This is a genomic window from Candidatus Sodalis sp. SoCistrobi, from assembly GCF_900143145.1.
In the GTDB taxonomy this organism is placed as follows: domain Bacteria; phylum Pseudomonadota; class Gammaproteobacteria; order Enterobacterales; family Enterobacteriaceae; genus SoCistrobi.
On sequence record NZ_FRDB01000002.1, the window covers coordinates 17,784 to 42,279 of the forward strand.

The window sequence follows — 24,496 nt, forward strand, 5'->3', positions numbered from 1 at the left end:
AAGCGATGACACTGTGAATACACAACAACTGGCTAAACTGCGAACGTTTGTCCCCGAGATGCGCCGCGTCAGGCAAATCCATTTTGTCGGCATCGGCGGTGCCGGCATGGGCGGTATCGCGGAGGTGCTGGCGAACGAGGGCTATCAAATCAGCGGCTCCGATCTGGCGCCGAACGCGGTCACGCAGCAACTGACGGAACTGGGCGCGCAGATTTATTTCAATCACCGCCCGGAGAATATTAGCGACGCCAGCGTGGTGGTGGTGTCGAGCGCCATCGCGGCCGATAACCCGGAAATTGTGGCGGCCAAAGAGGCGCGTATTCCCGTCATTCAGCGCGCGGAAATGCTGGCGGAGCTGATGCGTTTTCGTCACGGCATCGCGATTGCCGGTACGCACGGTAAAACTACCACCACCGCGATGGTGGCCAGTATTTATGCCGAGGCCGGCCTGGATCCGACCTTCGTGAACGGCGGATTGGTGAAAGCCGCTGGCGTGCACGCCCGTCTGGGCTGCAGTCGTTACCTGATTGCCGAGGCCGACGAAAGCGACGCCTCCTTCCTGCATTTGCAGCCGATGGTGGCGATTATCACCAATATCGAAGCCGACCATATGGATACCTATCAGGGCGACTTTGAAAATCTCAAGCAGACGTTTATTAACTTTCTGCACAATCTGCCGTTTTACGGCCGTGCGGTGATGTGTATCGACGATCCGGTGATCCGCGAACTGCTGCCCCGCGTCGGGCGCCAGATCACCACTTATGGCTTCAGCGACGATGCCGATTTGCGTATTACCGATTACCGCCAGGACGGTGCGCGCGGCAGCTTTACCCTCACCCGGCAGGAAAAGGCCGATTTGCGGGTGGAGCTCAACGCACCGGGTCGCCACAACGCGCTGAATGCGGTGGCGGCCATTGCGGTGGCGACCGAAGAAGGCATCAATGACGAGAGCATTTTGCAGGCGATGCTGCAATTTCAGGGCACCGGTCGCCGCTTCGATGATTTGGGCCTTTACGATTTGGCCAACGTCAACGGCAAAACGGGCGAAGTGATGCTGGTGGATGATTACGGCCATCACCCGACTGAGGTGGACGCCACGATCAAAGCAGCGCGTGCCGGCTGGCCGGACAAGCGGCTGGTGATGGTGTTTCAGCCGCACCGCTATACCCGTACGCGGGACCTGTACGACGATTTTGCCAACGTCCTCTCCGGCGTGGATGTCCTGCTGATGCTGGACGTCTATCCCGCCGGCGAAGCGCCGATCCCCGGCGCCGACAGCCGCTCTTTGTGCCGTACTATTCGCGGTCGCGGCAAGGTGGATCCGATTTTGGTGCCGGATATGGAGGCGCTGCCCGCAACGCTGGCGCAGGCGCTGCAAGACAACGATTTGGTGCTGATGCAGGGCGCCGGTACGGTGGGCAAAATCGCCCGTAAACTGGCTGACAGCAGGCTGCAACCGCAGTCGGGCGAGGACGTCATGGTTAAACGGCTTGATCTTCACCGGCACGCGCCGACGGTCGCCGCGGCGGGAGCGGCCTGACATGTCGCAGGCGGCGATAAACGTACGCAACCGTGAGACACAGAGAGCCGCTGCGGGACGCAGCAACGGCGGCCAGCTCGCGGGTCTGATCTTCTTGCTGATGGTGCTCGGCACCATCGTTTGGGGAGGTTGGATGGTCGTGGGCTGGATGAAAGATGCCCACCGTTTACCGCTGTCCCGGCTGGTGGTGACCGGAGAACATCATTACACCACCAATGACGATATTCGCCAGGCGATTCTGGCGCTGGGAGCGCCCGGCACCTTTATGACGCAGGACGTTAACGTCATTCAGCAGCAAATTGAACGCATGCCGTGGATAAAGCAGGTCAGCGTGCGTAAACAGTGGCCGGACGAATTAAAAATCCACTTGGTGGAATATGTGCCGGTGGCGCGCTGGAACGATCAACATCTGCTTGACGGCAGCGGCAAGGTATTCAGCGCCCCGGCGGAGCGTATCGGCAATCAGCCCATGCCGATGCTGTATGGCCCGGAGGGCAGCGAGCAAGACGTGCTGAGCGGCTATCGCACCATGAACGCGGTGCTGACGGCGGCCAAGTTTCAGCTCAAGGCTGTCAGCATGAGCGCCCGCCATTCGTGGCAGTTGACGTTACGGGATGATACCCGGCTGGAGCTGGGCCGGGACGACAGAGCCAGGCGCCTGCAGCGCTTTATCGGGATTTATCCGGTTCTTCTCCAGCAGGCCCGGAACGATAATAAGCGCATCAGCTATGTGGACCTGCGCTATGACTCGGGCTTGGCCGTCGGTTGGGCCGCGGCCTATATCGAACCGGAAAACAGTAATCAGCAACAGACTCAGGCACAGGCAGAACAACAATGATCAAGGCGACGGACAGAAAACTGGTAGTAGGACTGGAGATCGGCACGGCCAAGGTGGCCGCGCTGGTAGGGGAGGTGCTGCCCGATGGTATGGTGAATATCATCGGTGTCGGCAGTTGCCCGTCGCGTGGCATGGACAAGGGTGGCGTTAACGATCTGGAATCGGTGGTGAAATGCGTCCAGCGCGCTGTTGATCAGGCGGAGCTAATGGCGGATTGCCAGATCTCGTCGGTGTATCTTGCCCTGTCCGGCAAACATATCAGCTGCCAGAACGAAATTGGCATGGTGCCGATTTCCGAAGAAGAAGTGACCCAGGAAGACGTGGAGAATGTGGTGCATACCGCCAAATCGGTGCGGGTGCGCGATGAGCACCGTATCTTGCACATCATCCCGCAGGACTATGCGATTGACTATCAGGAAGGAATAAAAAATCCGGTGGGTTTGTCCGGCGTACGCATGCAGGCCAAGGTCCATCTGATTACCTGCCATAATGATATGGCAAAGAACATTGTCAAAGCGGTTGAACGTTGCGGGCTGAAAGTTGACCAACTTATTTTCGCCGGTCTGGCATCAAGTTACGCGGTACTGACCGAAGATGAACGCGAACTGGGCGTGTGCGTGGTCGACATCGGCGGCGGCACCATGGACATGGCGGTGTATACCGCCGGCGCACTGCGCCACACCAAGGTGATCCCCTACGCCGGCAATGTGGTCACCAGCGACATCGCCTATGCCTTCGGCACGCCGCCCACCGACGCCGAGGCGATCAAAGTTCGCCACGGCTGCGCGCTGGGGGCGGTGGTCAGCAAGGACGAGAGCGTGGAAGTACCGAGCGTCGGCGGCCGGCCGCCGCGCAGCTTACAGCGCCAGACCCTGGCCGAGGTGATCGAGCCGCGTTACACCGAGCTGCTGAATCTGGTCAACGACGAGATTTTGCAACTGCAGGAGCAATTGCGGGCGCAGGGGGTGAAACACCATCTGGCCGCCGGCATTGTCCTGACCGGCGGCGCGGCGCAAATCGACGGCTTGGCGGCGTGCGCGCAGCGGGTATTTCATACCCAGGTGCGTATCGGCCAGCCGCTGAATATCACCGGCCTGACGGATTATGCGCAGGCGCCCTATTATTCTACCGCCGTGGGGCTGCTGCATTACGGTAAAGAGTCACATTTAAGCGGCGAAGTAGACGTGGAAAAAAGAACGTCGGTCAGCACATGGTTCAAGCGGTTCAGCGGCTGGCTGCGCAAAGAATTTTAACGATTTTCAAGACGGAACCCGGCTGTGCAGGCGGCCGATTCCGAAGCGACAGGCACAAAACGGAGAGAAATTATGTTTGAACCTATGGAATTAACCAACGACGCGGTGATTAAAGTCATCGGCGTCGGCGGCGGTGGCGGCAACGCCGTCGAGCATATGGTGCGCGAGCGCATCGAAGGCGTGGACTTCTTCGCGGTGAATACCGATGCTCAGGCATTGCGTAAGACGGCGGTGGGCCAGACCATTCAAATCGGCAGCGGCATTACCAAAGGGCTGGGGGCCGGCGCCAATCCCGAAGTGGGCCGCAACTCCGCCGAAGAGGACCGCGAAGCGCTGCGGGCCGCGCTAGAAGGGGCCGATATGGTGTTCATCGCCGCCGGTATGGGCGGTGGTACCGGTACCGGCGCCGCGCCGGTTGTCGCGGAAGTCGCCAAGGATCTGGGGATCCTGACCGTGGCGGTGGTCACCAAGCCCTTTAATTTTGAGGGCAAAAAACGTATGGCGTTCGCCGAGCAGGGCATTGCTGAACTCTCCAAGCATGTCGACTCGCTTATCACCATCCCTAACGACAAGCTGCTGAAAGTCCTGGGGCGCGGTATTTCGCTGCTGGACGCGTTCGGCGCCGCCAACGATGTATTGAAAGGCGCGGTGCAGGGTATCGCCGAGCTTATCACCCGCCCGGGGCTGATGAACGTCGACTTTGCCGACGTGCGCACCGTGATGTCGGAAATGGGCTATGCCATGATGGGCTCCGGCGTCGCCTGCGGCGAAGATCGCGCGGAAGAAGCGGCGGAAATGGCGATTTCCAGCCCGCTGCTGGAAGATATCGATCTGTCCGGCGCCCGTGGGGTTCTGGTCAACATTACCGCGGGCTTCGACCTGCGTCTGGACGAGTTTGAAACCGTGGGTAATACTATCCGCGCTTTTGCCTCCGACAACGCCACGGTGGTTATCGGTACCTCGCTGGACCCGGATATGAACGACGAACTGCGCGTTACCGTGGTCGCGACCGGCATCGGTATGGACAAACGGCCGGAAATCACGCTGGTGACCAATAAGCAGAGCAGCCAGCCGGTGATGGATAACCGCTACCGCGATCACACCGCAGGCATGTCTTCGCTCAATCATGAGCAGAAAACGGCGGCCAAGGCGGTCAATGAGCAAAACGCCCAGGGGAGTAAGGAACCCGACTACCTGGATATCCCGGCATTCTTGCGTAAACAGGCGGATTAAACCGTGCCGTTTTGGGAAACGCCGCTCTTTGTGCTAAACTGGCCCGCCCACTCTTCTCTATACTGTGTGGAGTAGGCGGCATGGTTAAACATTGCGAGAGAAACAGATGATCAAACAGCGGACATTAAAACGTATCGTGCAGGCCACCGGTGTGGGGTTACATACCGGCAAAAAGGTCACACTGACACTACGCCCTGCACCGGCAAACACCGGGGTCATCTATCGTCGAACCGATTTGAACCCGCCGGTGGATTTTCCTGCGGACGCCAAGTCGGTACGTGACACCATGCTTTGCACCTGTCTGGTGAACGAGCATGATGTGCGTATTTCCACCGTAGAGCACCTGAACGCGGCGCTGGCGGGGTTGGGAATCGACAACATCATCGTTGAAGTGGATGCGCCTGAAATCCCGATCATGGACGGCAGCGCCAGCCCCTTCGTCTACCTGCTGCTGGATGCCGGCATTGAGGAGCTTAACAGCGCCAAAAAATTCCTGCGTCTGAAACAGGCGGTGCGCGTCGAGGATGGGGATAAATGGGCCGAGCTGGCGCCGTATAACGGCTTTACGCTCGATTTTACCATCGACTTCAAACATCCTGCGATTGATGCCAGCTCGCAACGTTATTTCCTGAACTTCTCCGCGGAGTCTTTCGTGCGCCAGATAAGCCGGGCGCGCACCTTTGGCTTCATGCGCGATATCGAGTACCTGCAATCTCGCGGCCTGGCGCTTGGCGGCAGCTTCGACTGCGCTATCGTGGTCGATGACTATCGGGTGCTGAATGAAGACGGCCTGCGCTTTGAAGATGAGTTCGTCCGCCACAAAATGCTCGACGCCATCGGCGACCTGTTCATGTGCGGCCACAACATCATCGGCGCGTTTACCGCCTTCAAATCCGGCCACGCCATGAATAACAAGCTGCTGCAGGCGGTACTGGCGCGTCAGGAAGCCTGGGAACTGGTGACCTTCGAGGATGAGGCTGAACTGCCGCTGGCGTTCAAGGCGCCGACCTTCGTTATGGCCTGAGCGTCATCATCGAGGTCGCGGTGACGCGGTGCTTGACGGCGGCGTCCCGGTATATCGCAGGCCAGGTTAGCCTTTTGGCGTCTATTTCCCGCGACGGGCGGGGTCGGCACTCTCTCCGGCCAGCTCCGCCAGTCGTTCTAGCGCGTTCTTTAATTTACCTTCGCTGCGCGCCGCCACATGGCGAATAGACGCCGCACTCTGTACACTCAAACGCCTTGGCTTTTCCCCCAGCGGCCGGTCACGTTGACGGTCGCTGTCGTTGTTTTGCGCATGCAATTCCTGTTTTCTCGCCAGGCCAGGGTTAATCCTGATGTCGATAGACGACAATGATGGTAGAATCTGCGCTCTTAACGTGGACAATAATTGAGGTTGTTCATAGCGTAACCGCATCTTCCAGCTGGCATTGGCGGTTTCCAGTACCAGTACCCCCTGGCGGACGTTGGCGACGCGGCACCAGGGGCGCAGCGGTGCCGGCAACAGCGCGTTGACCGTGCGGTTGAGCTTAAGCAGCAAGATGGCGCGCTGCTGAATCTTTGAGAGGGACACGCGGCCCGTTTCGGCGGCGTCGCTAAACAGGCTGTCGATGGGATGTGGACGACTATCGCGCATAACAACACTCCGGCGGAAGACATGATCGGGTAATGGGTATTCTAAATCGTTGGCGACAATTTGGCAGACGTTATTTCTGGCCGCATCTTCTGTTGGGGATGGTCGCGGCCGGTTTTGGCGTGCCGTTATTGCCAGGCGGCCAGGAGATGCTGCACCAGGCCGACAATTGCCCAAGCCTTAGCCGACAAAGCGCCTTTCAGGTCGGCTTTAGTCAGCTGGCGCGGCTGAAGGATGTCCCGGGTCGCCCCACCTACGCCGTTGACTACTGGCATCAGCATGCCATACGTACCGTCATCCGTCATCTCTCCATTGCCTGGGCCCCCGCGCCGTTGCCCGAGGCCGTCGCGCCGCTGCGCGTTCAGCATCAGGTGCTGCTGACCACGCTGAGTCTGTTGCTCAACCGCGAAGCGCGGCCGCCGGTGCTGGTCCGCCGGCTGCGGTTAACGGACCACGTCGCTTTCATCGACAATCGTAGCGGCATCCGTCTGGCGCAGCTGCAGGGAATACGCGCCGGCCCGCCGGCCGTCGCCTGACGCTGAAGGACCTTAACTTTCCCGCAAACGATTTTTTGGCCGCCGATGGACGGGGCCGTGATGAGATGTGACTGACTATGCTAGCAAAATTACTTACCAAGATTTTTGGCAGCCGTAACGATCGTACCCTGCGCCGTATGAGCAAAGCGGTGGACGCTATCAACCAGATGGAACCGGCGATGGCACAGCTGAGCGACGAACAGCTCGCGGCCAAAACCGTTGAATTCCGTGACCGTATCGCCCAAGGGGCAACCGTTGACAGCCTGTTGCCGGAAGCCTTTGCCGTGGTGCGCGAGGCCAGCACGCGGGTATTCGCTATGCGCCATTTCGATGTGCAATTGATGGGCGGTATGGTGCTTAACGACCGCTGCATCGCCGAAATGCGCACCGGTGAAGGGAAAACCCTAACCGCGACGCTGCCGGCTTACCTGAACGCCCTGAGCGGAAAAGGCGTGCACGTGGTCACGGTGAACGATTACCTGGCGCAGCGCGATGCGGAAAACAACCGCCCGCTGTTCGAGTTTCTGGGTCTGAGCGTCGGCATCAACCTGCCGGGGCTGCCGGCACCGGCCAAACGGGCCGCCTACGCCGCCGATATTACCTACGGTACCAATAACGAGTACGGCTTTGACTACCTGCGTGACAATATGGCGTTCAGCCCGGAAGAGCGGGTGCAACGCAAGCTGCATTACGCGCTGGTGGATGAGGTGGATTCCATCCTTATCGATGAAGCGCGTACCCCGCTGATTATCTCCGGCCCGTCGGAAGACAGCTCGGATATGTATCGCCGCGTCGATAAGCTTATCCCCCATCTGATTCGTCAGGATAAAGAAGACTCCGAGAGTTTCCAGGGCGAGGGGCACTTCTCGGTGGATGAGAAGTCCCGCCAGGTGAACCTGACCGAACGCGGGCTGGTGCTGATTGAAGAGCTGCTGGTGAAAGCCGGCATCATGGAGGAGGGCGAATCGCTCTATTCGCCGGCCAACATTATGCTGATGCATCATGTGACCGCCGCTTTGCGCGCCCACGTGCTGTTCGCTCGCGACGTGGACTATATCGTCAAAGACGGTGAGGTTATCATTGTCGACGAGCATACCGGCCGCACCATGCCGGGCCGCCGCTGGTCCGACGGGCTGCACCAGGCGGTGGAGGCCAAGGAAAATGTCGCCATCCAGAATGAAAACCAGACGCTGGCATCGATTACCTTCCAGAACTATTTCCGCCTGTATGAGAAGCTGGCCGGTATGACCGGTACCGCCGACACCGAAGCGTTTGAGTTCAGCTCCATTTATAAACTCGATACCATCGTGGTGCCGACCAACCGTCCCATGATCCGTAAGGATTTGGCCGATCTGGTCTATATGACGGAAAAAGAAAAAATTGACGCCATCATCGAGGATATCAAAACCTGTACCGAACGCGGTCAGCCGGTCCTGGTGGGGACGATTTCCATTGAAAAATCGGAGCTGGTTTCCGGCGAGCTGGAGAAAGCCGGCATTGCGCATAAGGTGCTGAACGCCAAATTCCATGCCATGGAGGCCGACATCGTCGCCCAGGCGGGCCAGCCGGGGGCGGTCACCATCGCCACCAACATGGCTGGGCGCGGTACCGACATCGTGCTGGGCGGCAGTTGGCAGGCGGAAATCGCGGCCCTGGAGTCCCCGGACGAGCAGCAGATCGCCGCCATTAAGGATGCCTGGCAGCCGCGCCATGAGGCGGTGCTGGCCGCCGGCGGCCTGCATATTATCGGCACCGAGCGCCATGAGTCGCGCCGTATCGACAATCAGCTGCGCGGCCGTTCCGGCCGTCAGGGCGACGCCGGCTCCTCCCGTTTTTATCTGTCGATGGAAGATGCCCTGATGCGTATTTTCGCCTCGGATCGCGTCTCCGGCATGATGCGCAAACTGGGTATGAAACCCGGTGAAGCCATCGAGCACCCCTGGGTCACCAAGGCGATTGCCAATGCCCAGCGCAAGGTGGAAAGCCGCAACTTTGATATCCGTAAGCAATTGCTGGAATATGACGACGTCGCCAACGATCAGCGCCGCGCGATCTACACCCAGCGCAACGAACTGCTGGACGTGGCGGACATTAGCGAGACCGTTAAGAGCATCCGCGAAGATGTGCTGAAGACCATCCTCGATAGCTATATTCCGCCGCAGTCGCTGGAGGAAATGTGGGACGTGCCGGGGCTGGAGCAGCGCCTCAAGGATGACTTCGATCTGGAAATGCCCGTCGCCCAATGGCTGGACGATGAACCGGGCCTGCATGAAGAAACCCTGCGCGAACGTGTGCTTGAGCAGACGCTGGCTCAATACCAGCGTAAAGAAGAGATCGTCGGCACCGATATGATGCGCAATTTCGAGAAGGGCGTCATGCTGCAAACGCTGGATTCCCTGTGGAAAGAGCATCTGGCGGCGATGGACTATCTTCGTCAGGGCATCCATCTGCGCGGTTATGCGCAAAAAGATCCGAAACAAGAGTACAAGCGCGAATCTTTCGCCATGTTTGCCGCTATGCTGGAGTCGCTGAAATATGAAGTGATCAGCACGCTTAGCAAAGTGCAGGTGCGCATGCCGGAAGAGGTGGAGGCGATGGAGCAGCAGCGGCGCGAGGAGGCCGAACGTCTCGCCAGACAGCAGCAGCTGAGCCATCAGGCGCCGGTGGATGAGCTCGCCCAGGGTGAGGCGGCAGCGGCGCTGGAAAGTCGCAAAGTCGGGCGCAACGATCCCTGTCCGTGCGGTTCGGGCAAGAAATTCAAGCATTGCCACGGCAAATTGCAATAGTACGGCACCTCTTGACCGATAGTCGCCCATCACGCCCGGTTCGCCGGGCGTTTTAGTAAATACGGTTTACACTTTTTCTAAGGCGCGCGGCCTGGCTGTGCGGGACAACCTGAAGGAGCGCTGACAGCTATGACGATACGAACCATTGCGGTGGGTATCATTCGTAACGCCCGGCGGGAAATTTTTATCGCCCGACGGGCGGCGGATGTGCACATGGGGGGATTTTGGGAGTTTCCAGGCGGTAAGGTAGAGCCGGGAGAGACCCCCGAACAGGCGCTGTATCGCGAATTGCGCGAAGAGATCGGCATTGAGGTCGAGCATGCCCAGCTGTTGGCGACCACCCAGCATGCTTTCGCCGAGCGGCAGTTGGCGTTTTATTTCTATCTAGTGGAACAGTGGCGCGGCACGCCCTGCGGCAACGAAGGGCAGCCGGTGCGCTGGTGCCCACAGCAGGCGCTGCGCGCGGATGAGTTCCCGCCGGCCAACGCGGCCATCATCCGCCAACTAACGGCGGACTAAGAGCACGGCGTCAGCCAATAGCGCAACGCTGCCGCGCGAGGGCCAGCGGAGGTGTAACGCTGTCGCTTGAGAGTCAACGCACAGCGCAACGCTGTCGCTTGGGAGTCAACGTACAGCGCGACGCTGCCCCGCGAGGAGTCAACGGATTACGCTACGCTGTCCCGCGCAGTTGGTCGCCGGCGGCAGACAAGCGCACCGTGCCGCCGACGGCGGGCGGGGAAACCAGGGTAAGCCGGGGTGGCTGGTGCGGCATGCGGGGGTGAAGCGTGTCGCCTGCGACGGCAGGGTAAACCGCCGCCGGTGCGGCCCTGTTAATGGCGGGTTTCATCGCTCCACTCGTCGCTGTCGATAATCTGCACGTCGCTTGGAATGCGTTTTTCTTCTTCCGCCCATTCGCCCAAATCAATCAGCTGACAGCGTTTGCTGCAAAACGGCCGGAACAGGCTTTTTTGGCTCCATTCCACCGCTTTGCCGCAGGTGGGGCAGGGGACGTTAACGATATCGTCGCTCATGGTCGCGTTCTCCTAACAGCAGGCCAGTTCAAACGGCAGGCGGTTCGGCACCACACCGTTTTCGCTGTCCAGGGATAAAAAACGGATAGCATAACGGGTTTTATGGCCGGATACTTGTGGATAAAGTTGATGCTCAACAGGGATGCGTAGCCGCAGCAAATCGCCAACCTCGGCGTTGTCCTGGAAAAAACCGTTTAAACTGATTTGATTCTTGAACGGCCCCGAATGGCGCACGATATCAAGGATGCGGGTCAGCGCGGCGTTGAGCGGATCCAGCGTTTGCAGCCAGCCGTTGACCTGCGCGTCCCGCAGCGGCTGCGGCAGATGGAGCCAAATATGCAGCGCCGGCAGGTCGAAGCTGCAGCAGCCGCCCGGAATGGAAAGCCGCTGGCGCACGGCGCCGATCAGGCGATCCTCGCGCAGCAACTGACCCAGGCGCGGGGCCGACATCAGCGTGGTGGCGCAACGTTTGAACTCGGTGCGCAGGGCGCTGACGCGCTCGCTGTCGACGCCGGGCACGCCTTCCCACTGCAATAACTTTTGCTGCTGGCGATCGAGCTCTTTGAGCATTTCACTGCGGATATCGCCGCGTTCCAGAACGTCCAGCAGATCGGACAAGGTACGAAAAAACGTCAGCGCGTTGGCCGTCTCGCTTAATGCCGGATGTCGGTAAAGCTGCTGAAGAAGAAACTCCAGTCGAAGCCAGGTACGCATTTTTTCATTTAACGGGTGTTCAAATAGCACCGTTGTCGAGTAAACGTCACTCATGGTGATTTATCCTGTCGGGTTGCTGATGCCGCAAGCGCAAGATAGCGTTGATGCAAGGTAGCAACGCGATCCGTTATCTCCTCGGGGCGCCCGCTATTATCAATAATATCGTCCGCGCAGGCCAGACGCTGCTGACGCGACACCTGCGACGCCAAAATGTTTTCTACCTGTGCACGGCTGACGCCGTCCCGGCTGAGCGTACGCACGATCTGGCGCTCGCGGTCGACGTCCACCACCAGCACCCGGTTGGCGCGCTGCTGCAGGTTGTTTTCAATCAGTAGCGGCACTACCCACAGCACATACGGGGTGCGGGCTGAGCGTAACTGCTGCTCGGTTTGCCGTTGAATAAGCGGATGAAGCAGGCCGTTAAGCCAGGCTTTTTCTGCCGGGTCGCTGAAAATACGCGCGCGAAGCGCGGCGCGATCCAGCGAGCCGTCCGCGCTTAGCATCGCCGGGCCAAAACGCTGCACGATGGCGTGCAGGGCCGGACTTTCCGGCTGCACCACCTCCCGGGCGATCACGTCGGCGTCCACCAGAGGCACGCCGAGCGCGGCAAAGGCGTTGGCCACCGTGCTTTTACCGCTGCCGATACCGCCGGTCAAGGCGACAATGTATTGCGTCACGTTAACTGCCTCACCCCGAAAGAGAATCCCCCGGCACCAGGTAAATTGGTACGATTGTAGCGTAAAATGGGCAGATTTCGCAGTCTTGCCCTAACTTTAATCCCGCGTATGATACCGCTACTGGAATAGGCAAATTGTATCCGATATTGATTAGCGACTCGTCGCCTTTTACCAGGAAAACCCTATGCGTATTGAAGAAGATGTGAAGTTAGGTTTTAAAGATGTCCTTATCCGGCCAAAACGCTCCACGCTGAAAAGCCGCTCCGATGTTGAACTACAGCGCGACTTCACCTTCAAACACCCCGGCATTCGCTGGTCCGGTGTGCCGGTTATCGCCGCGAACATGGATACCGTCGGCACCTTTAATATGGCGGAGGCGCTGGCCGCCTTCGACGTACTCACCGCGGTGCACAAACATTATAACGTGGATCAGTGGCGTGAGTTTGTGGCGCGGGCGCCGGAATCGGTACTGCGTCATGTGATGGTGTCCACCGGCACCTCAGCCGCCGACTTCGAGAAATTGAAGCAGATCCTGGCGCTGTCGCCGCAGCTAAATTTTATCTGCATTGATGTCGCCAATGGCTATTCGGAGCATTTTGTGAACTTTGTTCAAAAAGCTCGCGAAGCCTGCCCGGATAAAGTGATTTGCGCCGGCAATGTGGTGACGGGCGAAATGGTGGAAGAACTTATTCTTTCCGGCGCCGATATCGTCAAAGTGGGTATCGGCCCCGGCTCGGTATGCACCACTCGGGTGAAAACCGGCGTCGGCTATCCCCAGCTGTCGGCGGTCATTGAGTGTGCCGATGCCGCCCACGGTCTGAGCGGGCAGATTGTCAGCGACGGCGGCTGCGCGGTGCCGGGCGACGTCGCCAAAGCGTTCGGCGGTGGCGCGGATTTCGTGATGTTGGGCGGCATGCTGGCGGGCCACGACGAATGCGAAGGCACCCTCGTCGAGGAAAACGGCGAACGCTTTATGCTGTTCTACGGCATGAGCTCAGAGTCAGCCATGAAGCGGCATGTCGGCGGCGTGGAGGATTACCGCGCGGCGGAGGGCAAGACCGTCAAACTTCCGCTACGCGGGCCGGTGGAATATGCCATCCGCGATATCCTCGGTGGTCTGCGTTCCGCCTGCACCTACGTTGGCGCCTCGCGTTTGAAGGAATTGACCAAACGCACCACGTTTATCCGCGTCGCCGAGCAGGAAAACCGAGTCTTCACCCAGTTGTAAACAGCGTCAGGCGGCGAACGGGACGCCGCCGCCTGAACATGTCCCCGGTTGCGTGGTTCAGCATTGCTCTTAGCCTGCCGTTGCCTTGAGCGTCTCCCGGCCCTGCAAAGAGAGGTGACGGCGGCGCCCGCGACCGGCGCTTCCTGCGGCCCGCTATTGTGCACCATCGACTAGCGCATCCTGCAGACTGCCATCGTATGTACCTGCCCGGCGCGTCCTTCGGCCTGCAACCGCGCGTGCGCGGGGCCCGCCATCGTGCACCCATAACCAGCGCATCCTGCAGCCTGCCACCCTACGCACCTGCCAGCGTGTCCTTCGGCCTGCAACCGTGCGCGCCCGGCGGCGCATCCTGCCGCCTGCCATTCGTATGTACCTGCCCGGCGCGTCCTTCGGCCTAGAACCGTGCGCGCCCGGCGGCGTTTCCTTATCTCTGCAACCGTGCGTGGCGGGTGTGCCGTAGTCGCTCAAAACTGGCTAAACACTTCGCCTAACTGCAGCAGGGGTAAATAAAGAATCACCACCAGTCCGCACACCATGGCGCCCGTCAGCAGCAGCAGCGCAGGCTCGGCCAGCTGCGCCAGCTGTTCGGCCTTTTCCCGCGCCTGCTCGCCGTGTAACCGCGCCAGCTGCGATAAAACCTCGTCCAGCGTGCCGGTGAGCTCGCCATTGCGAATGAGCCAGCGGCAATGCGCCGGAAACAGCGATGTTGGCGCCAGTGTTTGGTGCAGCGCCTTGCCGCGGCGCAGATCCTGCCGGCAGCGCAGCACGGCCTGACGATAGCGCGGGTGCCCCACGGCGCGGGCCGCGACCGCCAGCGCCCGATCGAGAGCGATGCCGGCGCGATGGGTCATTGACAGCGTCTGGAACAACTGGTGAAGCGCGTGATGTCGCAACAGCGGGCCCGCCAGCGGCAGCCACAGCGCTGTGGCGCGCAGCCGATGACGCCAGCGCGGGTGATAGTGGCACAGTCGCCGCCAGACGCCGTACAGCGACAGCGCGACGGCGAGATAAATCAGACCCTGTTCCCCCGCGTGCGCCGCGAAACGCAGCAGCAGGGCGGCGGTGGGCGGTAGGGGGACGCCTGCGCTGGCATAGATTCGGGTGAAGGCCGGCAACAGCATGAGCAGCATGAGCAGCAGCACGCCGACCGCGCCCATACTGACCAGCAGCGGATAGCGTAGCGACCGCATGACCTGCTGTCTAAGACGCCACAGCCGGGCTTCGCTTTGCGCCAGTTCGGCGCAGCAGCTATCTAACCTGCCGGTAAGCTCGCCCAGGGCGAACATGGCGCACCACACCGGCGGAAAGACCTGCGGCCAGGCGGCGCAGGCCCGTGATAGCGTCACCCCCCGTTCGATATCCGCGCCGATCTGCGCCAGCAGGCAGCGCCAGCCTGCGCGGGGGTATTCGGCGCCCAGCAGCGTCAGGCTTTCCCGCAGCGGCAGGCCGGTCTGCAGCAGCGAGGCGAGCCGGTCGGTAAGGTCAATCAGCGCCCGGCGTTGCCAATAGCGCGCCGGCAGCCAGCCGTGAATACGCAAGCGAAAGGGCTGGTGGCCCAACGCCACTAAACGCAGACCGCAGTCGCGGCGGCTGTGGCCTATTATCTCACCCCGACAAAGTTGGCCTTCGGCGGACAAACCCTGCCAACGCCAGAGCCAGCAGCCGGTCACGGCGGATTCCCCAAGACGCGCCTGAGCTCGGCCAATGAGGTTGTGCCCTGCTGCGCCAGCGCCATGCCGGCACACCACAATCCCTGGCCACCGCTGGCGTCATCCTCCAGCAGCGCGAACAGGCCACAGCGGCCGATATAGCCACGCCGGCAGCGGACGCAACCTTGCGCCTGCCAGCCGCCTGTCGCGTCCTGTCGGGGAGCCTCAGAACACGGCGCGCGCCGGCAGTCGGGGCACAGCTGTCGCACCAGGCGCTGCGCCAACACCAGGCTCAGCGCTGGCCCTGCCTGCGTCGCATCCAGCCCGAGCTGGCGCAGCCGGCTTATGGCGTCGTCGGCGCACAGCGTATGCAGCGTGGAGAGCACCAGATGGCCGGTGCGGGCGGCGTTCAGCGCCACGGCGGCGGTTTCATTGTCGCGGATCTCGCCCACCATTAGCACGTCTGGGTCCTGGCGCAGCAGCGCCCGCAACAGCAGCGGAAAATCCAGCCGTGCCCGGAAATTGACCTGACTCTGGTTGATACCGGCCAACGGCAGCTCAACCGGATCCTCCACGCTACAAATATTGAGCGGACGGCGGCGCCGCATATTCAGCATGGCGTAGAGTGTCAACGTTTTACCGCTACCGGTGGGGCCGGTTATCAACATTAGCCCGTGGGGTTGACGCAGCACCCGTATCATGCGCCGCTGGAGCGTCGCCGGCATGCCCAACCTTTTCAGCGTCAGATGCTCCGGCGAGCAGCGTAACAAACGCAGTACCGCTTTTTCACCGTACAGGGTGGGCAGCGTGGAAAGCCGTAGCGAACACGGTGGGCCATCGCCGCCGGCGCTGAATTGTCCGTCCTGGGGCTGGCGGCGTTCGGCGATATCCAGCCGCGCCAACACCTTTAGCCGCGCGACCAGACCCTCCGCCAGCGCGGCGGGACAACCCTGAGCGGGGGTCATCAGACCATCGACGCGCAACCGCAGCCGGTAGCCTGCGGGCGAACAGGGCTCAATGTGAATATCCGACGCTTCGCGGCACAGCGCGCGCTGCAGCAGCAGATCCAACGTGCCGGTCACCGGCATATCGTCGCGCAGCGGGGTGCCGGTCACCGGCCAGCGCGCATCAGTATGCGTGCGGTTGAACATTACTCGTGCGACGTGAAAGTCGCTCAGTTTGTTGTTTCACCATCGCCCCGGCGATGGCAGAGAAACCAGGCGTTCCGTCGCCTGTAGCCTACTGAAGCATGCGAAACGGGTAACGGTTTGGTATGGAGCCTTCAGGACAACGTAGCCCGGTTTTGAACTGTGTGAAATCCGCGAGGAAGAAGCATGTCTGCGAGTGTCAATGCGGACAGGGCGCAAGGCTGGACGGTATGGTTAACATAGGTGAACTGCTGATAAACATCGTCAGTCCAGAACAGGCCAAAGACACTGACAGGCCTGACCCAAAATGGGAATGTAGTCGGACCTTCTTTTGTTTAATGGGGAGGCACGGACATCAAGGCTACCGGTGGATAGGCAGAACCTAACCCGTCACGTGCAAACTGGGTGGAACACGGTAAACCCGTATCGCTGCCTCGCTGAGGCAGGCTAACCGCAAGGTTCGCTGTCGGCGGTGCGGGCAGAGGAGAGCGGAAAAAGCGAACGCCGGGCTGTAATGGCTCGGACAGGGGTTGAGCATCTGCAACATCACCCCACGCGAAAGCGGGCAGACTTCCGCAGGGTCTTTCATCACGAGATAACCTGAACACCTTTTTTCAGGAGGGAGAGCAGATGACTGCGAAGAAACTCAGCGCGGGTGCCCCCACCGGCCATACGGCGCATTGGCACAGCATTGATTGGGCAAAATGCCGCCGCGAAGTCAGAAGGCTGCAGGCACGTATCGTGAAGGCAACACAGGAAGGCAGACAAGGCAGGGTTAAAGCCCTGCAATGGCTGCTTACCCATTCGTTTAGCGGCAAAGCGCTCGCCGTAAAACGGGTGACGGAAAACCGTGGAAAGCGGACGCCGGGTGTGGATGGTAAAACATGGTCCACTCCCGGCGGCAGAATGAGGGCTATCGATGCCTTAAGGCGACGGGGGTACCGCCCCCAGCCCCTGAGGCGCATATATATCCCGAAATCTAACGGCAGACAGCGACCGCTGGGTATCCCGACAATGCGCGACAGGGCCATGCAAGCACTTTACTTGCTGGCGCTGGAGCCTGTCGCTGAAACCCGTGCCGATCCGAATTCGTTTGGATTCAGGCAGGGAAGATCAACGGCTGATGCGGTAGAGCAATGCTTTACTACACTCCACCGCGCTGATCGAGCCCACTGGATACTGGAAGCCGACATCCGCAGCTGCTTTGACGAAATTTCACATGAATGGCTGATCGCCAATATCCCGATGGACAAGGCGATCTTGAGAGGATGGCTCAAGGCTGGCTATATGCACGAGGGTCTTTTCAAATCGACAGACGCGGGAACGCCGCAGGGCGGGATCATTTCGCCAACGCTGGCGAACATAGCGTTGGACGGGCTTCAATCTCTTCTAAAGAAAAATTTCTGCCGAAGCGGGCTAAACCCGTACAAAGTTAATATCATCAGATATGCGGACGACTTTGTGGTCACAGGGATAACACAGGAAGTGCTGGCCGATAAAGTTCGTCCCGTGATTGAGCAATTTCTGGCTGAACGTGGGCTTACACTCTCACCGGAGAAAACGAAAATCACACATATCACCGAGGGGTTCGATTTCCTTGGCATGAACGTTCGCAAATACAATGGCAAATTGCTGATCAAACCGGCGACGAAAAGCGTGAAAACGTTTCTCAACAAGCTCCGCCGAACCGTGAAAAGTAACCCTATGATTAGCCAGAACCAGCTGATATGGCTGCTAAACCCGATGCTGAAAGGCTGGGCTCGGTATTATAGGCACGTTATATCCAAGAAAATCTTCCACAGAGTCAATCATGAAGTATGGAGATCGGTATGGAACTGGGCTCGCCGCAGACATCCCGGCAAAGGTACCGGCTGGGTCAAGAAGAAATACTTCCGCTCCGTCGGTTTCCGGCACTGGGTGTTTGGCGTCGAAACAGGAAGGTTTCTCCGCTCGGGACAACGCGAACTTAATACTTTATATGAAGTCTCGGATATGCCAATCCGGCGCCACCGACAGGTTAAGACGACCGCCAATCCATTCGATCCCAGTTACGAGGCGTATTTCGAGGCCAGACTGGGAGCAGCAATGCTGGAGTCGATTAAAGGATACGGACAACTTAAGCGCCTGTGGCGGACACAGGGGCGCAGGTGCCCTATCTGCCATCTTTTCATCACCGCTGAGACAGGCTGGCAACTCCGCCATATCGTGCGGAAGGTGAATGGTGGACTGGATAAGCCCTCGAATCTGGTCATGCTACATCCGGAATGTCATCACACAGCCCGTGGCCGTGGTTTTTCCGTTGTTAAACCGGCTCTTACATGGAGTTATCGAAAGGCTTGAGCCGTATGCCGGGAAACTGGCACGTACGGTTCTGAGGGGGCGGCGGCGCAGTAATGCGCTGCTGCTACCCGACATCCTCGCGTTCGGCGTTCTGGAATAACGCCCCACACGGCGCGGCGAGATGGCTGCCCGCCGCCGCGTCGCAGCGATGGTGCCAGAGCAGGCCGTCGCCGTGTGTCGCGGGCGTCATCACCAGCGTCAGCCCAGCCAGTGTTTGGCGGCCGGTCAGACTTATCACGCCCTGACGCACGCTGACGCCGCTGACATAACGGGACCGATGAGTGGCCGGGATACCCTGTTGACCGGCGTTGCAGCTATCGACGTCGCCCTGCTGCATTGCGCACAGCTCCACCGCCAGACGGTAGGGGCTGGCGATACGCAGCATATCGGTCAATGCCGCGCGATCCAGATAACGTTGATAGCCGGGCAGCGCAATAGCGCTAAGAATAGCGATGATGGCGATCACCACCATCAGCTCCATGAGAGTAAATCCGCACTGGCGATGCATGTCGGGCTCCTTGGGTGAACGAAAACCCCTTCACCCTAGTGGCCCAGCAAACGCCCCGATAGCGGCGGAAAGAAAAAGTGGCAGACGGATTCAGCTATACATCGCTCGGCTGCAGGTTGTGACATGCCAAATGCGTGGCCGCGCGCAATATTTCGTTAATGAAAACGCAGGGAGAGATCCAGCGCCCGCAGATGCTTGGTCAACGCGCCGACGGAGATGTAATCGACGCCGGTCAGCGCGTAATCGCGCAGCGTGGCGAGCGTGACATTGCCGGACACCTCCAGCGCTGCCCGCTGCCGGGTCACCGCCACCGCTTGCACCATATCCTCACGGCTGAAGTTGTCGAGCATAATGATATCAGCGCCGGCGTCCAGCGCTTGATGCAGCTCATCTAGCGATTCTACTTCGACTTCCACCGGCACATCGGCGCGCAGCGCCATGGCGTTGGCGATAGACCCGGCGGCGATGATATGATTCTCCTTGATGAGGAACGCGTCCGCCAGCCCTAACCGGTGGTTGCCGCCGCCGCCGCACAGTACCGCGTATTTCAGCGCGGTCCGAAGCCCCGGTAAGGTTTTACGCGTATCCAGCAGCGTGGTATCGGTACCCGCCAGCGCAGCGACATAGCGTTTCACTTCGCTGGCCACGCCGCACAGCGTTTGGACGAAATTGAGCGCGGTTCGCTCGCCGGTAAGCAGCAGGCGCGCCGGCCCGCTCAGTCGGCACAGGGGTTGATTGGCTATAATGTCATCGCCATCTGCGACCAGCCAGTCAATCGCCACGCCGCCGCCCAACTGGTTGAAGACCTCTTCAAGCCAGCGTTGGCCGCAAAAAACGCCGTTTTCGCGGGTGATAATCACGGCGCTGGCCTGCCTGTCCGCCGGCAGCAGTAAGGCGGTGATATCGGCCTGCGCGTCGGTGCCGCCGCCCAGATCTTCTTTTAACGCGGCGCTGACCGACGGCGGGATATCCTGTTGAATTCGTGCAAGCAATTCCGCCCGGCGGCGCTCAACGTTGTAACGGCGGGTCGACATAAAAATCTCCGTATCTGCGGATAAAGGGAAGCGATGATTCATGCTACCCTGAAGCCGGGCGAAGTACCATACTCGGTAAAATGAGGTCACCATGCGGTTGGATAACGGTTGGATTGCAGATGTGAAGCGCGTGCCTTCCCCCCATTGCGACTGTCGACCGGCGAACGTATTTCCTACCTTGCTGGTGGTGCACAATATCAGTTTGCCGCCGGGCCATTTTGGCGGCCCCTGGATAGATCGGCTGTTTACCGGTACGTTGGATCCTGCGGACGATCCCTATTTTGCCGCTATCTGGCAACTGCGCGTGTCCGCGCATTGCCTCATCCGGCGCGATGGGGAGGTGGTGCAGTATGTTCCCTTTCACCGACGCGCCTGGCACGCGGGGGTGTCCTGCTACCAAGGGCGTGAGCGCTGCAATGATTTTTCCATTGGCATTGAGCTGGAAGGGACCGATACGCTGCCCTATACCGATGCTCAGTATTGCGCCCTTGCCGACGTGACCCGCGTGTTGATGCGCCATTATCCCATAACGCCGGCGCACATTACCGGTCATAGTGATATCGCGCCGGAGCGTAAAACCGATCCAGGACCGGCCTTTAGCTGGCGCGATTTTCGACAACTACTGTCACTACCGCCTGACGACATTTAACAGGGAGACGCGGGTTATGACGCTGTTTACATTACTATTGGTGCTGGCCTGGGAGCTGTTATTCAAGCACGGTGAACATTGGCAACTGGATCGCTGGCTTGAGCGGCCGTTCAGCCGCCTGCGCGAGACGTCGCTGGCGCAGACGCTGATGCTGGTGCTGTGCTGGATGTTATTGGTCGCGGTCTGTTTGCGGTTGGCCTCGGGCTGGTTTTACCATATCCCCCTGCTGCTGCTGTGGGTCATCCTGGCGCTATTGTGCATCGGCGCGGGCGGGATCCGTCGCCATTATCGTGACTATCTGGTTGCCGCCGCCCGCGGCGACATCGATGCCAGTGCGGCGATGAGCGACGAGCTGGCGCTGATTCACGGCTTGCCGGTGGAAGGCGCGCCGGCCGAGCGCTTGCGCGAACTGCAAAACGCGCTGCTGTGGATCAACTTCCGGTTTTATCTGGCGCCGCTGTTTTGGCTGGTCATCGGCGGCCCCTGGGGGCCAGTGCCTCTGGCGGGCTATGCCTTTCTGCGCGCTTGGCAAACCTGGCTGGCGCGCCGCTCCACGCCGTTAAAACGCGCGCGCTCCGGCATCGATATGCTGTTGCACTGGCTGGATTGGCTGCCGGTGCGGCTGGCGGGCGCGGCCTATGCTTTGCTGGGGCATGGTGAGAAGGCGCTGCCGGCCTGGTTTGCCTCATTATGGGATATTCACAGCAGTCAATATCAGGTGCTGACACGGCTGGCACAGTTTTCGCTGGCGCGTGAGCCGCATCTGGATGCGGTGCAAACGCCCCGCGCCGCGGTAGCGCTGGCGAAAAAAGTCACATTGGTGATTGTGGTGGTCGTGGCGCTGTTGACCATCTACGGCGCGTTGGTCTAGGCTGCCCGCCGGTCGCCGGCACGGAATACTGCCGGTCGTTGGCACGGAATAGCGCCGGTCGTTGGCACGGAATAGCGCCGGTCGCCGACACGGTAATACCGGCCGGCGCGGGGACCGGGGATCAGCGTGCGGCTGCGCGCTGGCCGGAGGTTTTCAGTGCGAAGCCGATGCCCAACACCACCAACCATACCGGAATCAAATACACCGAAATCGCCATGCCCGGGGTGAGCAACATAATCGCCAGAATACCCGCCATGAAGAGCAAACAAAGACCGTTGCCCACCGGATACCACAGCGCCGGAAAACGCGGGACGGCGCCCTGTTGCATTTTTTTGCGGCGGAATTTCCAATGCGCCAGGCTGATCATGCTCCAATTGATCACCAGTGCTGACACCACCAGCGCCATCAGCAGACCAAACGCCTCGCCGGGCATGAAATAATTAAGCAACACGCAAATCGCGGTCGCCACCGCCGAAACGCCCAGCGCGGCCACCGGCACGCCGCGGCGGTCGACTTTCGCCAGCGATTGCGGGCCATTGCCTTGACGGGCCAGACCGTACAGCATGCGGCTATTACTGTAAACGCAGCTGTTATAGACCGACAGCGCGGCGGTCAAGACCACCAGATTAAGGATATTGGCCACCCAGTAGCTGTTCAGGGCCTGGAAGATCAGGACAAACGGGCTGCCACCCTCCACCACTTTGGTCCAGGGGTAGAGCGAAAGCAGGATCGCTAGCGCGCCGATGTAGAATATCAGGATGCGGTAAATGACCTGATTGGTGGCTTTAGGAATACTGCGCGTCGGGTCGTCGGCCTCGGCGGCGGTAATCCCCACCAGCTCCAGACCGCCAAAGGAAAACATGATGACCGCCATGGCCATCAGCAACCCTTTGCCGCCGTGTGGGAAAAAGCCTCCCTGCGCCCATAAATTGCTGACGCTGGCCTCTGGGCCGCCACGTCCGCTGAGCAGCAGCCAGGCGCCAAACACGATCATCGCGACGATAGCGGCAACCTTGATAATGGCAAACCAGAATTCCATTTCACCGTAAAGCTTTACGTTGGCCAGGTTGATGGCATTAATCAGCAGGAAAAACACCGCCGCCGATACCCAGGTCGGCAGCCCGGGCCACCAATATTGCATATAGATGCCGACCGCGGACAATTCCGCCATCGCCACCAGAACATAGAGCACCCAATAGTTCCAGCCGGAGGCGAAACCGGCGAAATTACCCCAGTATTTATAGGCAAAGTGGCTAAACGAGCCCGCTACCGGCTCTTCCACCACCATCTCGCCCAGCTGGCGCATAATAAGGAAAGCGATAAAACCGCCGATGGCATAGCCCAAAATAACCGAAGGTCCGGCCATTTGTATGGTTTGTGCAATCCCCAGAAACAGGCCGGTGCCAATCGCCCCGCCCAAAGCAATGAGCTGTATATGGCGGTTTTTTAGCCCGCGTTTCAGCGTCTCATCGCGCTGTTGACCTTCCATCATCGAATCCTCTGTCGTTAAGGCGGGCAAGTACCTGGATGCCGGCCTGCGCTGTGTCTGTCCACGGTTACGGTTGTTGTACGTTTTAATTTACGCGCCGCGGCGTGGTAATTTCGCGTCCGGGCTGTCGCGGGCAACAGAATAGTGATATTTGGGAAGGTTTGCACGGGATTTATGATGGTGGCTAAGTAATAAATCGCGCACGTCGACAGGCGGACAACGAAGGTTGCCTTAGCGCGAAAACCGCTGCCCTTGGCAGAGTGATCCCGGGCGTGCATGGTTATGCATTTCCCAGCGGTTTTTTGGCTCAAACGCGCAGGGAAATCTCTTTGCCGGGCGCAGATTAGGTTTCACAGAGGTTAATAACCTTTTGTAACGTAAACACGATTGTGCTGTCGGACGGGCCTGGCGCAGCACAGATGTAAGGCTTTTGTGAGAATGTGCGCGATTTGATGATTTAGGTCAAAGCCAGGATAGACAGAAGGTGAATACTTTGTTACTTTTAGCACCGTGTAAATGTAATTGGTATTACCAATTGACTCCGCGCCATCCGCTGAGAAGATAAGAAATGGCCTATAGTAAGATCCGCCAACCCAAGTTATCGGATGTCATAGAACAACAGTTGGAATATTTGATTCTGGAAGGGACGCTACGCCCCGGCGAAAAACTGCCCCCCGAGCGTGAACTGGCCAAGCAGTTTGACGTATCCCGCCCCTCGCTGCGGGAAGCCATCCAGCGATTGGAAGCCAAAGGCCTGCTGCTGCGTCGGCAGGGCGGAGGGACGTTTGTGCAAAGCAATTTATGGCAAAGCTTCAGCGATCCACTGACTGAATTGTTGGCGGAGCACCCTGAATCGCAATACGACCTGTTGGAAACCCGCCACGCCCTTGAAGGGATTGCCGCCTATTATGCGGCGCTGCGCGGTACCGAGCAGGATTTCGAGCATATCCGTGAATGCCATCAGGCGATTCAGGCGGCGCAGGACAGCGGCGATCTCGACGCGGAAGCGGATGCCGTCATGAATTATCAAATTGCCGTCACCGAAGCCGCGCATAATGCGGTTTTATTACATCTGGTGCGCTGCATGGGGCCGATGCTGGAAAACAACGTGCGTCAGAATTTTGAATTGCTTTACTCGCGCCGGGAAATGCTGGCGCAGGTGAGCAGCCACCGCGCCGGAATTTTCGCGGCGATAGTTGCGCGCGAGCCGGAAAAGGCGCGCGAGGCGTCACATCGCCATCTGGCGTTTATTGAGGAAATTTTGCTGGACCTTGGCCGGGAACATAGCCGGCGCGAACGATCGCTTCGACGTCTCCAGCAACGCAAGGATTAAGCCTCCGGG

Annotated in this window: 22 protein-coding genes; 13 read left to right on the top strand and 9 right to left on the bottom strand. The window is 59.6% G+C overall.

Translation table 11 applies throughout. The features are described 5' to 3' along the window. The first annotated feature begins 13 nt into the window (after window positions 1-13). From murC to lpxC, 5 genes are all read left to right on the top strand, one after another. Window positions 14-1,540, top strand: coding sequence for a UDP-N-acetylmuramate--L-alanine ligase (murC, locus tag CINSTRO3249_RS00320; protein WP_254304263.1), 1,527 nt, complete (start codon window positions 14-16; stop codon window positions 1,538-1,540). Between the two features lies 1 nt (window position 1,541). Further along, window positions 1,542-2,378: a cell division protein FtsQ gene (gene ftsQ, locus CINSTRO3249_RS00325; protein ID WP_074011687.1), complete on the top strand. Its 837-nt coding sequence runs from the start codon at window positions 1,542-1,544 to the stop codon at window positions 2,376-2,378. Next, window positions 2,375-3,631, top strand: a complete 1,257-nt coding sequence (gene ftsA, locus CINSTRO3249_RS00330; RefSeq protein ID WP_074011688.1) for a cell division protein FtsA — start codon at window positions 2,375-2,377, stop codon at window positions 3,629-3,631. Before ftsQ ends, ftsA begins: the two co-directional genes overlap by 4 nt. 72 nt (window positions 3,632-3,703) lie before the next feature. Next, window positions 3,704-4,864, top strand: a complete 1,161-nt coding sequence (ftsZ, locus tag CINSTRO3249_RS00335) for a cell division protein FtsZ (protein ID WP_074011689.1) — start codon at window positions 3,704-3,706, stop codon at window positions 4,862-4,864. A 106-nt stretch (window positions 4,865-4,970) separates the two neighbouring features. Further along, complete coding sequence (lpxC, locus tag CINSTRO3249_RS00340; RefSeq protein WP_074011690.1) at window positions 4,971-5,888, top strand: UDP-3-O-acyl-N-acetylglucosamine deacetylase; 918 nt, start codon at window positions 4,971-4,973, stop codon at window positions 5,886-5,888. A gap of 81 nt (window positions 5,889-5,969) precedes the next feature. Here the strand turns inward: lpxC and CINSTRO3249_RS00345 are convergent, their stop codons facing one another. After that, window positions 5,970-6,497, bottom strand: a complete 528-nt coding sequence (locus CINSTRO3249_RS00345) for a DUF721 domain-containing protein (RefSeq protein WP_074011691.1) — start codon at window positions 6,495-6,497, stop codon at window positions 5,970-5,972. 32 nt (window positions 6,498-6,529) lie between these two features. Between CINSTRO3249_RS00345 and secM the strand changes: the two genes are divergently transcribed. From secM to mutT, 3 genes are all read left to right on the top strand, one after another. After that, entirely contained in the window at window positions 6,530-7,030 is a 501-nt protein-coding gene (secM, locus tag CINSTRO3249_RS00350; RefSeq protein WP_074011692.1) for a secA translation cis-regulator SecM, read from the top strand. A gap of 77 nt (window positions 7,031-7,107) precedes the next feature. Beyond that, entirely contained in the window at window positions 7,108-9,816 is a 2,709-nt protein-coding gene (gene secA, locus CINSTRO3249_RS00355) for a preprotein translocase subunit SecA (RefSeq protein WP_074011693.1), read from the top strand. Window positions 9,817-9,945: 129 nt separating this feature from the next. Continuing rightward, on the top strand, window positions 9,946-10,335 hold the full coding sequence (gene mutT / locus CINSTRO3249_RS00360; protein WP_074011694.1) for an 8-oxo-dGTP diphosphatase MutT: 390 nt from the start codon (window positions 9,946-9,948) through the stop codon (window positions 10,333-10,335). 311 nt (window positions 10,336-10,646) lie between these two features. On the opposite strand, the gene yacG is transcribed toward mutT, so the two are convergent. The 3 genes from yacG to coaE are packed head-to-tail and all read right to left on the bottom strand — an operon-like array spanning window position 10,647 to window position 12,238. Next, window positions 10,647-10,847: a DNA gyrase inhibitor YacG gene (yacG, locus tag CINSTRO3249_RS00365; RefSeq protein WP_074011695.1), complete on the bottom strand. Its 201-nt coding sequence runs from the start codon at window positions 10,845-10,847 to the stop codon at window positions 10,647-10,649. Between the two features lie 12 nt (window positions 10,848-10,859). Continuing rightward, on the bottom strand, window positions 10,860-11,615 hold the full coding sequence (gene zapD, locus CINSTRO3249_RS00370) for a cell division protein ZapD (RefSeq protein WP_074011696.1): 756 nt from the start codon (window positions 11,613-11,615) through the stop codon (window positions 10,860-10,862). Then, on the bottom strand, window positions 11,612-12,238 hold the full coding sequence (gene coaE / locus CINSTRO3249_RS00375; protein WP_074011697.1) for a dephospho-CoA kinase: 627 nt from the start codon (window positions 12,236-12,238) through the stop codon (window positions 11,612-11,614). Before coaE ends, zapD begins: the two co-directional genes overlap by 4 nt. A 184-nt stretch (window positions 12,239-12,422) precedes the next feature. Here coaE and CINSTRO3249_RS00380 point away from each other — a divergent pair, with 184 nt between their 5' ends. Next, entirely contained in the window at window positions 12,423-13,466 is a 1,044-nt protein-coding gene (locus CINSTRO3249_RS00380) for a GMP reductase (protein WP_074011698.1), read from the top strand. A 464-nt stretch (window positions 13,467-13,930) separates the two neighbouring features. Here CINSTRO3249_RS00380 and CINSTRO3249_RS00385 read toward each other — a convergent pair whose 3' ends face one another. Together CINSTRO3249_RS00385 and CINSTRO3249_RS00390 are read right to left on the bottom strand one after the other, a co-directional pair. Beyond that, window positions 13,931-15,136, bottom strand: a complete 1,206-nt coding sequence (locus CINSTRO3249_RS00385) for a type II secretion system F family protein (RefSeq protein WP_074011699.1) — start codon at window positions 15,134-15,136, stop codon at window positions 13,931-13,933. Continuing rightward, complete coding sequence (locus tag CINSTRO3249_RS00390; protein ID WP_074011700.1) at window positions 15,133-16,266, bottom strand: ATPase, T2SS/T4P/T4SS family; 1,134 nt, start codon at window positions 16,264-16,266, stop codon at window positions 15,133-15,135. The genes CINSTRO3249_RS00385 and CINSTRO3249_RS00390 overlap by 4 nt, the downstream gene beginning before the upstream one ends. 627 nt (window positions 16,267-16,893) lie before the next feature. On the opposite strand from CINSTRO3249_RS00390, the gene ltrA reads away from it, so the two are divergent. Next, window positions 16,894-18,603 (top strand): group II intron reverse transcriptase/maturase, encoded by a 1,710-nt coding sequence (gene ltrA, locus CINSTRO3249_RS00400; protein WP_074011702.1) that lies wholly within the window; start codon window positions 16,894-16,896, stop codon window positions 18,601-18,603. A 64-nt stretch (window positions 18,604-18,667) separates the two neighbouring features. Here ltrA and ppdD read toward each other — a convergent pair whose 3' ends face one another. Then, entirely contained in the window at window positions 18,668-19,111 is a 444-nt protein-coding gene (ppdD, locus tag CINSTRO3249_RS00405) for a prepilin peptidase-dependent pilin (protein ID WP_074011703.1), read from the bottom strand. A gap of 155 nt (window positions 19,112-19,266) precedes the next feature. Further along, a complete protein-coding gene (nadC, locus tag CINSTRO3249_RS00410; RefSeq protein ID WP_074011704.1) occupies window positions 19,267-20,145 on the bottom strand; it encodes a carboxylating nicotinate-nucleotide diphosphorylase in 879 nt (292 codons plus the stop codon). A 91-nt stretch (window positions 20,146-20,236) separates the two neighbouring features. Here nadC and ampD point away from each other — a divergent pair, with 91 nt between their 5' ends. Together ampD and ampE are read left to right on the top strand one after the other, a co-directional pair. After that, entirely contained in the window at window positions 20,237-20,794 is a 558-nt protein-coding gene (gene ampD / locus CINSTRO3249_RS00415) for a 1,6-anhydro-N-acetylmuramyl-L-alanine amidase AmpD (protein ID WP_074011705.1), read from the top strand. A 16-nt stretch (window positions 20,795-20,810) separates the two neighbouring features. Continuing rightward, on the top strand, window positions 20,811-21,665 hold the full coding sequence (ampE, locus tag CINSTRO3249_RS00420) for a beta-lactamase regulator AmpE (protein ID WP_074011706.1): 855 nt from the start codon (window positions 20,811-20,813) through the stop codon (window positions 21,663-21,665). Window positions 21,666-21,786: 121 nt separating this feature from the next. On the opposite strand, the gene CINSTRO3249_RS00425 is transcribed toward ampE, so the two are convergent. Further along, on the bottom strand, window positions 21,787-23,154 hold the full coding sequence (locus tag CINSTRO3249_RS00425) for an amino acid permease (protein WP_074011713.1): 1,368 nt from the start codon (window positions 23,152-23,154) through the stop codon (window positions 21,787-21,789). Window positions 23,155-23,722: 568 nt separating this feature from the next. Here CINSTRO3249_RS00425 and pdhR point away from each other — a divergent pair. Next, window positions 23,723-24,487: a pyruvate dehydrogenase complex transcriptional repressor PdhR gene (pdhR, locus tag CINSTRO3249_RS00430; protein WP_025423456.1), complete on the top strand. Its 765-nt coding sequence runs from the start codon at window positions 23,723-23,725 to the stop codon at window positions 24,485-24,487. Window positions 24,488-24,496 lie beyond the last annotated feature (9 nt).

Bases quoted from the DNA above. Each gene is read 5' to 3' on its own strand.
- pdhR (WP_025423456.1), top strand. From the start codon at position 23,723: ATGGCCTATAGTAAGATCCGCCAACCCAAGTTATCGGATGTCATAGAA.
- ampD (WP_074011705.1), top strand. From the start codon at position 20,237: ATGCGGTTGGATAACGGTTGGATTGCAGATGTGAAGCGCGTGCCTTCC.
- CINSTRO3249_RS00425 (WP_074011713.1), bottom strand. From the start codon at position 23,154: ATGGAAGGTCAACAGCGCGATGAGACGCTGAAACGCGGGCTAAAAAAC.
- ftsA (WP_074011688.1), top strand. From the start codon at position 2,375: ATGATCAAGGCGACGGACAGAAAACTGGTAGTAGGACTGGAGATCGGC.
- zapD (WP_074011696.1), bottom strand. From the start codon at position 11,615: ATGAGTGACGTTTACTCGACAACGGTGCTATTTGAACACCCGTTAAAT.
- ppdD (WP_074011703.1), bottom strand. From the start codon at position 19,111: ATGCATCGCCAGTGCGGATTTACTCTCATGGAGCTGATGGTGGTGATC.
- ftsQ (WP_074011687.1), top strand. From the start codon at position 1,542: ATGTCGCAGGCGGCGATAAACGTACGCAACCGTGAGACACAGAGAGCC.
- ftsZ (WP_074011689.1), top strand. From the start codon at position 3,704: ATGTTTGAACCTATGGAATTAACCAACGACGCGGTGATTAAAGTCATC.
- secA (WP_074011693.1), top strand. From the start codon at position 7,108: ATGCTAGCAAAATTACTTACCAAGATTTTTGGCAGCCGTAACGATCGT.
- nadC (WP_074011704.1), bottom strand. From the start codon at position 20,145: ATGTCGACCCGCCGTTACAACGTTGAGCGCCGCCGGGCGGAATTGCTT.
- secM (WP_074011692.1), top strand. From the start codon at position 6,530: ATGGGTATTCTAAATCGTTGGCGACAATTTGGCAGACGTTATTTCTGG.
- ampE (WP_074011706.1), top strand. From the start codon at position 20,811: ATGACGCTGTTTACATTACTATTGGTGCTGGCCTGGGAGCTGTTATTC.
- CINSTRO3249_RS00380 (WP_074011698.1), top strand. From the start codon at position 12,423: ATGCGTATTGAAGAAGATGTGAAGTTAGGTTTTAAAGATGTCCTTATC.
- CINSTRO3249_RS00390 (WP_074011700.1), bottom strand. From the start codon at position 16,266: ATGTTCAACCGCACGCATACTGATGCGCGCTGGCCGGTGACCGGCACC.
- mutT (WP_074011694.1), top strand. From the start codon at position 9,946: ATGACGATACGAACCATTGCGGTGGGTATCATTCGTAACGCCCGGCGG.
- yacG (WP_074011695.1), bottom strand. From the start codon at position 10,847: ATGAGCGACGATATCGTTAACGTCCCCTGCCCCACCTGCGGCAAAGCG.
- ltrA (WP_074011702.1), top strand. From the start codon at position 16,894: ATGACTGCGAAGAAACTCAGCGCGGGTGCCCCCACCGGCCATACGGCG.
- CINSTRO3249_RS00345 (WP_074011691.1), bottom strand. From the start codon at position 6,497: ATGCGCGATAGTCGTCCACATCCCATCGACAGCCTGTTTAGCGACGCC.
- lpxC (WP_074011690.1), top strand. From the start codon at position 4,971: ATGATCAAACAGCGGACATTAAAACGTATCGTGCAGGCCACCGGTGTG.